The organism is Rhodococcus (subgen. Prescottella) equi (assembly GCF_003013675.1).
GTDB lineage: Bacteria > Actinomycetota > Actinomycetes > Mycobacteriales > Mycobacteriaceae > Prescottella > Prescottella equi.
Map to the genome: position 1 here is coordinate 3,579,866 of NZ_CP027793.1, position 12,737 is coordinate 3,592,602.

Below are 12,737 nucleotides of genomic sequence, written 5' to 3' on the forward strand. Positions count from 1 at the left end.
TCGGGCATTTCAACCGTTCAGGGCACTTTCCACGGTGACGCACGGGAGCGCATGGGCCTCGGCGACCGGCGCATGTGTCACCTGCCCCGACCAGGTGTTCAAGCCTGCGGCCAGGGCACTGTCCGCGCGCATGGCCGCCCGCCAACCCTTTTCCGCGACGACGCCGACAAACGGAAGGGTGACGTTTACCAAAGCCCGGGTGGACGTATGGGGAACAACACTCGGCATATTGGGAACCGCATAGAAAATTGAATTGTGAACCACGAAAGTCGGGTGATCGTGAGTAGTCGGGCGGGAGTCTTCGAAACAGCCGCCCTGATCGATCGCGATGTCGACCAGCACGCTCCCCGGGAGCATCCGGGCGACCTGCTCGGAGGTGACGAGGCGCGGCGCCCGCGCACCGTGCAGCAGCACAGCACCGATCACCAGGTCCGCATCCGTCAGCGTCTGTTCGAGCTCGGTACGGGTGGAGACGGCCGTCGAGATGCGGGAGCCGAACCGGTCGTGCAGCGCCCGCAGCCGCTCGACGTCCCTGTCGAGCACGGTGACCCTCGCCCCCATCCCCACCGCGACGGCCGTCGCGTGCGTGCCGGCGCTGCCCGCACCGATCACCACCACGCGCCCCGGCGGCACCCCGGGTACCCCACCGAGCAGAATGCCCCGCCCGACACCACCGGCTGTGGCCTGCAACGCATGTGCGCCGACCTGGGTGGCGAGCCTGCCCGCCACCTCACTCATCGGCGCGAGCAGGGGAAGCGAGCCGTCGGGCCGCTCCACCGTTTCGTATGCGATCGCGGTCACCCCGCTCGACAGCAGCGCCTCGGTGCATTCCAGTGAGGCGGCGAGATGGAGATAGGTGAACAGCACCTGACCGCGTCGCATCAGCCCGAACTCGGGAGCCAACGGCTCCTTCACCTTCACGACCATGTCGGCCTCGGCCCACACGTCCTCCGCCCGATCGAGGATTCGTGCGCCCGCCATGACGAATTCGCCGTCGGGCATCGCCGATCCGATCCCGGCGCCGCGCTCGACCAGGACGTCGTGGCCGCGCGCACGTAATTCGTTGACGGCCAGCGGGGTCAGCGCCACCCGCAGTTCACCGCTCTTGATCTCCCTGGGCACACCAATTCGCATGATGTCTCCTCCGCCGGAACGGATCCGTCCTTCGAGGGTCCCACGATTGCGGGTGGGGCGGTTGGCCGACGGAGAATCCGGGCCGGGATAGTCTCGCTCCGGACGGATTCCGATTCGAGGAGAAGTGATGCGGCGTGCCCTCAGGTCGTCGGCGGCGGCGCTGACGACGATCTCGGCCCTCCTGCTCGCAGGGTGCGCCGGCGATTCCGGCGCCGAGAACGTCTTCGGCGCGGGCGGCTGGCCGGGCATGCATTCCGACGCCCGCAACAGCGACACCGCCGCCGTGACAGGATCCCGGTCCCTCGATTTCCAGTGGTCACGGCCGCTCGGCGGCCCGACGACGACGAACGCCTCCGTCGCCGCCAACGGCCAGGTGTTCCTGACCGCAGCCACCGACGCGGGCTGCAACGTCTTCTCGTTCCAGGTCGACACCGGACGCAAGCGCTGGTGTGCCCGGGTCGGACCCGGAGCCGCGCTGTCGACTCCCGTGGTGGACCGTGCCACCAACACGTATGTCGGCGAGGACGGCGCAATGCTCTCGTTCGACGAGCGCGGCCAATTGCGCTGGCGCACACCGGTCACCGGCACACCACTGTCCGCACAGTTCACCGGTGACGGGAACCTGCTGTTCGTGACGCAACTCGGGCAGGTGAACGTCGTCGATCCGCAGACCGGCCGCACGGTGGCGGCGCCGTACGACCTCATCCCCCCGGCGTCGTACCCGCAGGGCGCGAACATCGATCCCCTGCCGAACGATCTGGGCGTCCAGGACTGCCTCGCGGGCGGGCCGCTGTGCCCGGTGGCGACGTCCCCCGCGATCGACCTCGACAACGGACGCATCGTCGTCACGTACTGGCGCCCCGGCGCTCCACAGGCCGACCTGGTGGCTCTTCGATACGGCGACGGCGAGCGACCCCGAATCACCGAGGAATGGTCCACGAGCACCCTCGCCGCCGGCAGCGCATCTGCGCCAGTGCTGTCGCGGGACGGAAAGACCGTGTACGCCAACGACAACGCCGGACACCTGTGGGCGCTCGACGCCGAGTCCGGCTCCGTCAGGTGGCAGTACGACCTCGGCTATGCGGTACGCGGCGGCCCGTCCGTCTCCGGCAGTGGGGCGATCATCCCAGCGGGCGCGGAGAACGGCCGTCTCCTGGCCCTGCGCGACCGCGGCGACCGCGCCGAGGTGCTGTGGGAACGCGCCGACGTCGTGCAGCGCGGTGCGCCCGCCCAGACGTCCGGCTCCACCGCATACACCGTCGTCCGGGACGGCGACAACGGCCTGGCCCTCCTCACCTTCGACACCGCGTCCGGGGAGACACTCGACCAGGACGCGCTGCCCGGGGCGTCCGGATCGACCGCGGGGACGTCCGTCGGACCCGGCGGCGAGGTACTCACCCCGACGCTGATCGGCGAACTGTTCGTCCTGAAGTAAGGGTCAGAGCCGGGCAGCGCACACGAAGGCGACGGGCGTGCGGCCGATCCGGGTGAGCACCACCGACAGTGGCGTGGTGCCCCGCAACTTCAACCGCGGCCGCAGCACGGCGGGATCGATGTCGAGTCCGCGGACGAGGATCTCGGCCGAACCGCAGTCCCGCGCCGCCAGCTCCTGACGCAACGCCTTCTCGGTGTACTTCAGCCGCGCCAGCACCCGGAACCCGCGCACCCCGTCCGGCACGCTGTCGCCCGTGAGGTAGGCGATCCGCGGATCCAGCTGCCACAGCCCGTGCCGCGCCGCGTAATGGCGCACCAGGCCCGCCCGCACCACGGCGCCGTCCGGGTCGACGATCCACTCCCCCGGCTCGCGCTCGGGGATGTCGTTGGATTCGGCATCGGTGACCTCCCACGACGACCCGTCCGACCGCAGGACGGTGGCCCGCCGCCGCACCCCCGCGCCGGCCAGTCCCGGCGACCACAGGCACGCCTCCCGCACGCCGCCGTCGAGCGAGACGACCTCCACCTCGCCGTCCCATTCGAGCCGGTCGAAGTCCAGACCGGGCGCACATTTCACCGCGAGGTCCCGGCCGGCGTAGACGTCGAGCAGGTCGGGCAGCGGCGGCATGAGCGCCGCCGGATCGTGTGTGCGTCTGCCACCGGAACGGCGCGCCGGATCGGCGATGACGACGGTGTCGCGCGTGCACGGCCGCAACGCGTCCGCCCGGACCAGCGTCGCGCCCGGAACGTTGTGCGCGGCCATCGCGAGCCGCACCGGGTCGAGGTCGCTGCCGACCACCGTGTCCGCCACCGGAACGAGCGCCGACAATTCGGCGCCGATCGAGCACGTGACGTCGTGGACGCGGCGCCCAGCAAGCCGCTCGCCGCGATGGCGGGCCACCGCGAGCGGGGTTGCCTGTTGCAGCGCGTCGTCGGTGAACAGCCAGGAGTCGGCGCCCGACAGCTTGGTCTCGGCCTTGCGCCGCAGCAGGACGGTCTCGATCAGCAGTCCGGCGCGGTCGCCGAAACGCGCACGCGCCCGGCCGATGTCGGCCAGGCGCGTCCGCGTGGACAGCTCCGACTCCGCCGTCCGAGTCAGCGCCGCGATGCCCTCGGCGCTGCGCAGATAGTCGACGTCGTCGATCGTGAAGTCGTATCCCAAAGCTCGTTCGACTCGGTTCAGTCGGTGGTGCCCGGCTTCACGCCGGTGATCATCACGTTGTAGAAGAAATTGCGCGGGACGACGTGCTGGAGCACCTTGTCGTCCACCCAGCTCAGCGTCTTGAAGCCGCCGAACGCGAACTTGGCCCAGCCCCAGCCCAGCTTCTCCGGCGGCACGGCGGCCTCGAAGGTGCGGACCGGCCAACCGAGGAGCGCCGCGGCGAACTCCTCCGTCTTGGCCTTGACCTCGACCGCACCGGCCGACTTCGCGATGTTCTCGAGGTCGGTGGGGTCGAAGGTGTGCAGGTCGACGACGGCCTCGAGAGCGGCGGCACGCGACGACTCGTCGAGCTCGGCCTGCGGGCGACGCCAGTCGGACAGGAACGGCAGTTTGGTGACGTTGGTGGTCGCGGCCCACGTCGCGCGACCGAGCCAACGGGCGTAGAAGTTACCGATCGTGCTGGGTTCACCGGCGAAGACGAAACGGCCACCCGGCTTGAGCACGCGTAGCACCTCGCGCAACGACTGCTCGACGTCCGGGATGTGGTGCAGCACGGCGTGCCCGACGACGAGGTCGAATGTGTCGTCCTCGTACGGGATGGTCTCGGCGTCGGCGACGCGGCCGTCGACCGGCAGTCCGAGGTGCTCGGCATTGCGCAGCGCGACCTTCACCATGCCCGGGGACAGGTCGGTGACCGAACCGGTCTTCGCGACGCCGCCCTGCATGAGGTTGAGGAGGAAGAAGCCGGTGCCGCAGCCCAGTTCGAGTGCCCGCTCGTACGGCAGCGGCTGGTCGCCGGCGACGGCGTCGAAACGCCCGCGTGCGTAGTCGATGCAGCGCTCGTCGTACGAGATAGACCACTTGTCGTCGTAGGTCTCCGCTTCCCAGTCGTGGTACAGGACCTGGGCGAGCTTGGTGTCCTGCAGCGCAGCCTCGACCTCTTCGGCCGTGGCGTGCGGGTTGGGCGCGGGATCTGTCGGGCTTGCAGTCATGCCGGGAATCCTACCGAATGGTAAGGAATGAACAAGTTCTAGTTTTGCGGTTCTTCCCCCCGCGTTTCGCGCACTTGTCGTCGCCTCGGGGCCCGGAGAACGACGACAAGTGCGCGAAACGCGAGAAGAGGCGCGGCTACTTGCCGGTGAACTTCGCCTTGCCGGGGCCGTTCTCGACGAACGACTCCATCCCGATGGTGCGGTCGGCGGTCGCGAACAGCGACGCGAACAGGTGCTGCTCGATCTTCAAGCCCGTTGCGAGGTCGGTGTCCAGGCCCTGGTCGATCGCGGCCTTCGCGGCGGCGATCGCCCGGCTCGCGGCACCGGTGAACTGCGACGCCCACGTACGCGCGGCGTTGTAGACCTCGTCCGGTGCGACCATCTCGTCGATGAGACCGATCGCAAGGGCCTCCTCGGCGCCGACGAAGCGACCCGTGAAGACCATGTCCTTGGCCTTGGCGGGGCCCACCAGGCGGGCCAGACGCTGCGTGCCACCGCCACCGGGGATGATGCCGAGCAGGATCTCCGGCACCCCGAGCTTGACGTTGTCGCCCGCGATCCGGCGATCCGCGCCGAGGGCCACCTCGAGGCCGCCGCCGAGCGCGTAGCCGGTGATCGCGGCGACCGTCGGCTTCGGGATGTCGGCGATCGCGCCGAGCGCCGACTGCAGGTCGGCGATGATCTCGCTCATCTGCACGAAATCGAGCTCCGCCATCTCCTTGATGTCGGCGCCCGCGGCGAACACCTTCTCACCGCCGTACACGATGACGGCCTTGACCTCCGGATCGACCGTCGCCTGACGCGCAGCCGCCCGAATCTCCTCCTGCACCTGACGGTTGAGGGCATTCATCGGAGGACGCGCCAGACGGATCGTGCCGATACCTTCGGAAACCTCGAGAGTCACAAACTCAGCCATGCGGCTCAGGCTACTGGGCGTCACCCCAGGGCAGCGCCCCGGTGTCGTAGTAGCCCTCGTCACCCGGGAAGGACACCCGCGGCTTGCCGTCGACGAAACTCAACTCCGGCAGGATCGGCGAAATCTCCGGCTCGGCAGCGAGAATCGCGTCGACGCCGTCGAACTCACCCAACGTCGCGAGCTGACGCCACGTCGGCGGCAGCAGGACGCTGCGACGCTGACGCCAGTCGTCGACGGCCGCGGTCGGGGTGCGCCACGCCACCTCGGCGGCCTCGGACGTCTCCCCGTCGGCGTTCTGACCCTCGGGCAGCACTGCGACGAAGAAGCGGGTGTCGTAGCGACGCCCCTCCTGGACCGGGGTGATCCAGTTCGCCCACGGGCGAAGCAGATCCGCACGCAGGACGAGGTTCTCGCGCGTCAGGAAGTCCGCGAACGACAACTCCCGCGACTCGAGCTGGCGACGGGCCTCGGCGTACCCGGCCGTGTCCGCGACGACGGTGTCCTCCGTCGGGCCGGCGAGCAGGACGCCGCACTCCTCGAACGTCTCCCGTACCGCCGCGCACACGAGCGCTTTCGCGCGGGCCTCGTCGACGCCGAACCGCTCCGCCCACCACGCGGGCGACGGGCCGGACCAGCGGACGTCGGCGGTGCCGTCGGACGGATCGACGCCGCCGCCCGGAAACACCGTCATGCCACCGGCGAACGCCATACCGGCGACCCGCCGCAGCAGGAACACCTCGACACCGTCGTCACCGTCGCGCACGAGCATCACGGTGGACGCGTCCTTCGGCGCCGGAGCCGTGGACACGGTCTGCGACTCGTCGAACATTCCGGCCTGCTGCGGGGCACCGGCGGTGGGTGCGCCCGACTCTCGAGAAGTTCCCATACCGGGAACTTACGCCCCGAGTGACGGACGCCTCACCACCAGTCCCAGCGGGCGCGCCCAGCGCGCGTGTCGCGAACGGGCCGGCCGGGTCAGGCCCGGTGCCGTCCGGGATGCCGTGTCCGACGGGCGAAGTAACGGCCGTCGACGCGATCGAGCGTGATCGACTGGCTGAACGCCTCGCTGAGGTTCTCGGCCGTGATGACGTCGTCGAGCAGACCCTGCGAGACCACCCGCCCCTCGGACAGCAACATCGCGTGGGTGAAGCCCGGCGGGATCTCCTCGACGTGGTGCGTGATGAGCACCGTCGCCGGCGAATCGGGATCGGCCGCGAGGTCACCGAGGCGTGCGACGAGTTCCTCACGGCCTCCCAGGTCCAAGCCCGCCGCGGGCTCGTCGAGCAGCAGCAGTTCCGGATCGGTCATCAGTGCCCGGGCGATCAGCACGCGCTTGCGCTCGCCCTCCGAGAGGGTCCCGTACACGCGGTTCGACAGATGCTCGGCACCCAGGCTCTCGAGCATCTCGACGGCGCGCTCGGTGTCCATGTCCTCGTAGCGTTCCCGCCAGCGACCGAGCACCGAATAGCCCGCCGACACCACCAGGTCGCTCACGATCTCGTCCGCCGGGACGCGATGGGCGAGCGCCGACGACGACAACCCGATCCGGGGTCGCAGTTCGGTGATGTCGACGCGGCCGAACGTCTCGCCGAACAGGCGCGCCACACCGGACGTCGGGTGGATCTCGGCGGCCGCCATGCGCAGCAGCGAGGTCTTGCCCGCGCCGTTGGGGCCGAGCACGACCCACTTCTCGTCCAACTCCACTTTCCAGGAGACCGGGCCGACGAGGGTCGCTCCGCCACGGCGAATCAGGACGTCTTCGAAATCGATGAGGAGATCAGGATCTGGTTCCGACACAGCGACCATCTTCGCGTACCGCCCGCCGGAGGGTCCGATCGGACCGGATCTGCGTGTCGGCGGGCCGATCAGGGGATCGGGGCGATCACCGTCATGGAACCGGGCGCTACCTCGGTGAACCCGGCGTCGCGCACCGCCACGGCCGCGCCGCGAGCGACTTCGTCACACAACTGGGCCCACTGCCCGGGGTCGGCGTCGCGCACCGCGCAGCGATAGCCGTCCGCGGCCCAGCGGCGCACCCGTTCCACCGGCATCGCGCCGGCCAGGATCATCGACGCGTGCCCCACCTGCGCGGCAGCCTTGCCGACGCTCATGCCGAGCGAGGCGTTCACCCACATCGTCGGGACGCCGTCCGGCACCGGCCCGGGCTCGTCGTGCTCGAGGTCGGTGCCGCCGATCTGCAGCTTGCGGATCCGCGGGTCGAGCGCGCCGACCGGTCCCGGCACCAGCGCTCGGGCCTGCGCGCCGGCGACGTCGACGGTGACGCCGTCGACGTCCTGCGCCGCCAGCCACTGCGCGCCACGCGCCCGACGCGCCACCTTGCGGATGCGCGCGTCGGCCCACTCCCGGAACGCGCCCTGCCACGGGCCCGGCTCACCGTCGTCGTCCGGGCCGACCCGTTCGTCGAGGCACAGGGCGACCGTCGCGGACGCCGCCGCGGCCAGCAGGTCGCTGCGCGCGGGCGGATCGACCTTGGGGAGGTGCAGGACCATCGGCATCGCGAGGACCTGGGCGGGATCCTCCGGGTCGGGACGGCTGCCGTGCCCGGCGCCGAGTACGCCGTGCCGAGCCGCGAACCCGTCCCCGGTGAGGGTCATGCGATCGGTACGCGCCGCACGACGCCGTCGACCGCGTCCGCCGCCTCGACCTCGTTCCGGGTGACACCGAGCACGAAGAGCACGGCATCCAGGAACGGGTGCGACAGCGCGGTGTCGGCGACCTCGCGCAGGGCCGGCTTGGCGTTGAACGCCACGCCGAGCCCGGCGGCGTTGAGCATGTCGATGTCGTTGGCGCCGTCGCCGACGGCGACCGTCTGCTCCATGGGAACGCCCACGTCCGCCGCGAACTTGCGCAGCGCGACGGCCTTGGCAGCGCGGTCGACGATGTCGCCCACGACGCGTCCGGTGAGCTTGCCGTCGACGATCTCGAGGGTGTTGGCCTGGACGAAGTCGAGTTCGAGTTCGTGTGCGAGCCCCTCGATCACCTGACGGAACCCGCCCGACACGACGCCGCAGTGGTACCCGAGACGACGCAGCGTCCGGATCGTGGTGCGCGCGCCCGGGGTGAGCTGCAGGTCGGCGGCGACGTCGTCGATGACCGAGGCGTCGAGGCCCGCGAGCGTCGCGACCCGCTGGTGCAGCGACTCGGTGAAGTCGATCTCGCCGCGCATCGCTGCTTCGGTGACGGCACGGACCTCGTCCTCCACGCCGGCGCGCGCCGCGAGCATCTCGATGACCTCGCCCTGGACGAGGGTGGAGTCGACGTCGAACACGATGAGGCGCTTGGCACGGCGGGCGAGTCCGGCGTGCTCGACGGCGACGTCGACGTTCTCGCCGACCGCGACCTCCGCGAGCCCGGTACGCAACTGCTTGTCCGCCTCGGCGCCGGTGCTCGACGCGGTGACCATCAGCTCGAGGCCGGTCACCGGGTAGTCGGCGACCCCCCGGATCGAGTCGATATTCGCGCCCTGCCGGGCCAGCTCACGCGACAGCGAGCGGAACGCCCGCGCACTGACCGGGCTGCCCAGCACGACGACGGCGTGCGTGGACACCTGCTGCCGACCCGCCGGGTCGGCACCGATCTCGACGTCGACGTTCATGCCGACGGTGTCCATCGCCTCTTCGAGCTCCTCCTGGAGCGCCTCCGGGTCGGTGGGACACGCGACCAGCACGCCGAGGGTCAGGCGCCCCCGGATCACGACCTGCTCGACGTCGAGCAGGCTCACGTCGTGACGCGACAGCGCCGCGAAGAGCACCGACGTCACGCCGGGCCTGTCCGGACCAGTAACCGTCACCAGAACCGTGGCGTCTGACGCACCCACCGAGAGAACTCCGTCCGTTCGAACTCGAACAACTCGACAATGAAATACCGCTCCCCATTCTGCCAAGTCGGCGTGAGAGCAGCGGAAAGGCCCCGCCCGTAGTACGGGCGGGGCCTTCCGGTAGTGCAGGGACCCTCGGGTCCGCTAGGACTTGGTGTCCTCCAGGACCGCGGTGGAGTGCTTTCCGCCACCGTGTCCGATACCGACATGGGCCTCGTCGCGCATGCGCTCGACCATGTGCGGGTAGTGCAGCTCGAACGCCGGACGCTCCGAACGGATCCGGGGCAGCTCGGTGAAGTTGTGCCGCGGCGGCGGGCAGGTGGTGGCCCACTCGAGCGAGTTGCCGTAGCCCCACGGGTCGTCGACCTTGACGACCTCGCCGTAGCGGTAGCTCTTGAAGACGTTCCACAGGAACGGCAGCGTCGACGCACCGAGGATGAACGAGCCGATCGTGGAGATCGTGTTCAGCGTGGTGAAGCCGTCGGTCGGCAGGTAGTCGGCGTAGCGACGCGGCATGCCCTCGGCACCGAGCCAGTGCTGGACCAGGAAGGTGGCGTGGAAACCGATGAACGTGGTCCAGAAGTGCCACTTCGCGAGACGCTCGTCCATCATGCGGCCGGTCATCTTCGGGAACCAGAAGTAGATACCCGCGTAGGTGGCGAACACGATGGTGCCGAAGAGCACGTAGTGGAAGTGCGCGATGACGAAGTACGAGTCCGTGACGTGGAAGTCGATCGGCGGGCTCGCGAGCAGGACGCCCGACAGACCACCGAAGAGGAAGGTCACGAGGAAGCCGACCGAGAAGAGCATCGGCGACTCGAACGTCAACTGGCCCTTCCACATCGTGCCGATCCAGTTGAAGAACTTCACACCGGTCGGGACCGCGATGAGGAACGTCATGAAGGAGAAGAACGGCAGCAGCACGGCGCCGGTGGCGTACATGTGGTGCGCCCACACGGCGATCGACAGGGCAGCGATGGCCATGGTGGCGTACACGAGGCCGCTGTAGCCGAAGATCGGCTTACGCGAGAAGACCGGGAAGATCTCCGAGACGATGCCGAAGAACGGCAGCGCGATGATGTAGACCTCGGGGTGACCGAAGAACCAGAACAGGTGCTGCCACAGCAGGACGCCACCCGTTGCCGGGTCGAAGATGTGGCCACCGAGGTGACGGTCGACGAACAGGCCCATGAAGGCAGCGGTGAGCAGCGGGAACGCCAGCAGGACGAGGATGCTGGTGATCAGGATGTTCCAGGTGAAGATCGGCATCCGGAACATCGTCATGCCCGGTGCGCGCAGGCACACGATGGTGGTGATGAAGTTGACGCCACCGAGGATGGTGCCGAGACCCGCGACGGCGAGGCCGAGGACCCAGAGGTCCGCGCCGACGCCCGGCGAGTGCAGAGCGCTCGTCAGCGGGGTGTAAGCGGTCCAGCCGAAGTCGGCAGCACCACCGGGGGTGATGAAGCCGGCCGTCGTGATGAGGGCGCCGAACAGGTACAGCCAGTAGCTGAACGCGTTCAGACGCGGGAACGCCACGTCGGGGGCACCGATCTGCAGCGGGACGATGTAGTTGGCGAAGCCGAACACGACCGGGGTCGCGTACAGCAGCAGCATGATCGTGCCGTGCATCGTGAACAGCTGGTTGAACTGTTCGTTCGAGAGGAACTGCAGGCCCGGCACCGCGAGCTCGGTACGCATCAGCAGCGCCATCAGGCCACCGATGAGGAAGAACGCGAAAGAGGTGACCAGGTACATGATCCCGAGCACCTTGGGATCGGTGGTCGTCACCATCTTGTAGATGAACGAGCCCTTGGGTCCCTGCCGCGGCGGGTAAGGCCTCGCTGCTATCTCCGGGACTGGCTGGGGCGCTACGGCAGTCACTGATCCTCCTGAATGTGCCCTTGGTCGCTCCGCAGGCCGCGCTCTGAGCGCCTACCCCGGACTGGCGGAAGAGGCGATCGCTGGCTTGCGCTCATCGAATCGTAGACGGTGCTTTCGGGCACCGCGGACCGGGTCCTACTCCCTGTCGTACTCGGGCCCTTCGACCTTCGGGCCTCGAGGCCGCGAACAGGGCTTTAGTCCCCCATCGGACCTCTCGACCACCGGCCCGCGGCGTGTCGGCGCGGCGCGGGCCTCACCGCCGAGTCGTACCCGGCTGTCGAGAGCAACGACACATCCATGCTATTAAGGTTTTCCTTACCTAATCCCCTCGGCTCGTCCGTTCCACTCGCTTGGAGTTCCATCTCGTGTACACACTCGCCCGACGCCGCACCCTCACTTCCCTCGCCGCCGTGGGAGCTGCCGTGAGCATCGCCCTCACCGGCTGCTCCTCCACCGAGAGCACAGCCGATACAACGGCCACCGAGTCGACCGGGTTCCCGCGGACCGTCGAGCATTTCCGGGGTGTGGCGAACATCGACGCCGAGCCGCAGCGCATCGTCACGCTCGACAACAGCTACGCCGATGCCGTGCTACTGCTCGAGTCGCCGCTCGTCGGCTTCGTCGACTACCGCGAGCAGGGCCTGCCCGACTACCTCGGCGACGCCCGTGACCGGTTCGCGGCCGACGCGGTGTCGGTCGGCAAGGTGCAGAACGTGAGTCTCGAGAAGGTGGCCCAGCTCGAACCGGACCTCGTCCTCTCGGCCGAGGTGCGCGACGGCAAGAACTACGAGGCGCTGTCGGCACTGGCACCGACGGTCTTCTCCCAGTCGACCGGCCCCACGTGGAAGGACAACATCCGCCTCGTCGCGAAGGCACTCGGCAAGGAGGATCTGGCCGAGCAGAAGATCGGCGACTACGAGGCCCGCGCCAAGGCCATCGGCGACGAGATCAACGCCAAGGCGAACAACCCCACGGTGTCCGTCGTGCGATTCGCCGGCGAGCCGACCGCTCGCCTCTACCGGACGACGTCGTTCAGCGGCATCGTTCTCGCCGACGCCGGACTCGCCCGCCCGGCCAGCCAACAGGCCGACCCCGCCGACGCCGGCAGCATCATGAACTCGATCAGCCCCGAGCGCCTGGCCGACGCCGAGGCCGACGTCATCTTCGTCGCGACGTACGAGGATCCCGAAGGCAAGTCGATCAAGGCCGCCGAGGCGTTCCGCCAGAACCCGCTGTGGGGAACGCTGAAGGGGCGCATCGTCGAGGTCGACGACGCGATGTGGATGACGCCGGTCAGCATCCAGGGCGCGCACAAGATCCTCGACGACCTCGCCGAGGCCTTCGGCGTCGACCCGCACAACGGCTAACCTGAGGCGG

At 69.1% G+C, this 12,737-nt stretch carries 11 protein-coding genes; 2 read left to right on the forward strand and 9 right to left on the reverse strand.

What is annotated here, in order from left to right; genetic code table 11:
- Positions 1 to 9: 9 nt before the first annotated feature.
- Positions 10 to 1,134: an alanine dehydrogenase gene (gene ald, locus C7H75_RS16700; protein ID WP_081182292.1), complete on the reverse strand. Its 1,125-nt coding sequence runs from the start codon at positions 1,132 to 1,134 to the stop codon at positions 10 to 12.
- Positions 1,135 to 1,261: 127 nt separating this feature from the next.
- On the opposite strand from ald, the gene C7H75_RS16705 reads away from it, so the two are divergent.
- On the forward strand, positions 1,262 to 2,569 hold the full coding sequence (locus C7H75_RS16705; RefSeq protein ID WP_106851612.1) for an outer membrane protein assembly factor BamB family protein: 1,308 nt from the start codon (positions 1,262 to 1,264) through the stop codon (positions 2,567 to 2,569).
- A 3-nt stretch (positions 2,570 to 2,572) separates the two neighbouring features.
- On the opposite strand, the gene C7H75_RS16710 is transcribed toward C7H75_RS16705, so the two are convergent.
- The 8 genes from C7H75_RS16710 to ctaD form a co-directional block, all read right to left on the reverse strand.
- Positions 2,573 to 3,730 carry a THUMP-like domain-containing protein gene (locus C7H75_RS16710; protein WP_106851613.1) on the reverse strand — a complete coding sequence of 386 codons (1,158 nt, stop codon included), beginning with the start codon at positions 3,728 to 3,730 and terminating at the stop codon, positions 2,573 to 2,575.
- 17 nt (positions 3,731 to 3,747) lie between these two features.
- Complete coding sequence (locus tag C7H75_RS16715) at positions 3,748 to 4,722, reverse strand: class I SAM-dependent methyltransferase (RefSeq protein WP_005518962.1); 975 nt, start codon at positions 4,720 to 4,722, stop codon at positions 3,748 to 3,750.
- Between the two features lie 136 nt (positions 4,723 to 4,858).
- Positions 4,859 to 5,638 (reverse strand): enoyl-CoA hydratase/isomerase family protein, encoded by a 780-nt coding sequence (locus tag C7H75_RS16720; RefSeq protein ID WP_005518961.1) that lies wholly within the window; start codon positions 5,636 to 5,638, stop codon positions 4,859 to 4,861.
- Positions 5,639 to 5,648: 10 nt separating this feature from the next.
- Positions 5,649 to 6,467 carry an NUDIX hydrolase gene (locus tag C7H75_RS16725; RefSeq protein ID WP_175280068.1) on the reverse strand — a complete coding sequence of 273 codons (819 nt, stop codon included), beginning with the start codon at positions 6,465 to 6,467 and terminating at the stop codon, positions 5,649 to 5,651.
- Between the two features lie 146 nt (positions 6,468 to 6,613).
- Positions 6,614 to 7,444 (reverse strand): ABC transporter ATP-binding protein, encoded by an 831-nt coding sequence (locus tag C7H75_RS16730; RefSeq protein ID WP_005518959.1) that lies wholly within the window; start codon positions 7,442 to 7,444, stop codon positions 6,614 to 6,616.
- 59 nt (positions 7,445 to 7,503) lie between these two features.
- Positions 7,504 to 8,253 (reverse strand): aminoacyl-tRNA hydrolase, encoded by a 750-nt coding sequence (locus C7H75_RS16735; RefSeq protein WP_106851615.1) that lies wholly within the window; start codon positions 8,251 to 8,253, stop codon positions 7,504 to 7,506.
- Complete coding sequence (serB, locus tag C7H75_RS16740) at positions 8,250 to 9,476, reverse strand: phosphoserine phosphatase SerB (protein ID WP_044991308.1); 1,227 nt, start codon at positions 9,474 to 9,476, stop codon at positions 8,250 to 8,252. Before serB ends, C7H75_RS16735 begins: the two co-directional genes overlap by 4 nt.
- A gap of 144 nt (positions 9,477 to 9,620) precedes the next feature.
- Positions 9,621 to 11,360 carry an aa3-type cytochrome oxidase subunit I gene (gene ctaD, locus C7H75_RS16745; protein WP_013416639.1) on the reverse strand — a complete coding sequence of 580 codons (1,740 nt, stop codon included), beginning with the start codon at positions 11,358 to 11,360 and terminating at the stop codon, positions 9,621 to 9,623.
- A 365-nt stretch (positions 11,361 to 11,725) separates the two neighbouring features.
- Between ctaD and C7H75_RS16750 the strand changes: the two genes are divergently transcribed.
- A complete protein-coding gene (locus tag C7H75_RS16750; RefSeq protein WP_037086169.1) occupies positions 11,726 to 12,727 on the forward strand; it encodes an ABC transporter substrate-binding protein in 1,002 nt (333 codons plus the stop codon).
- Positions 12,728 to 12,737: the final 10 nt, after the last annotated feature.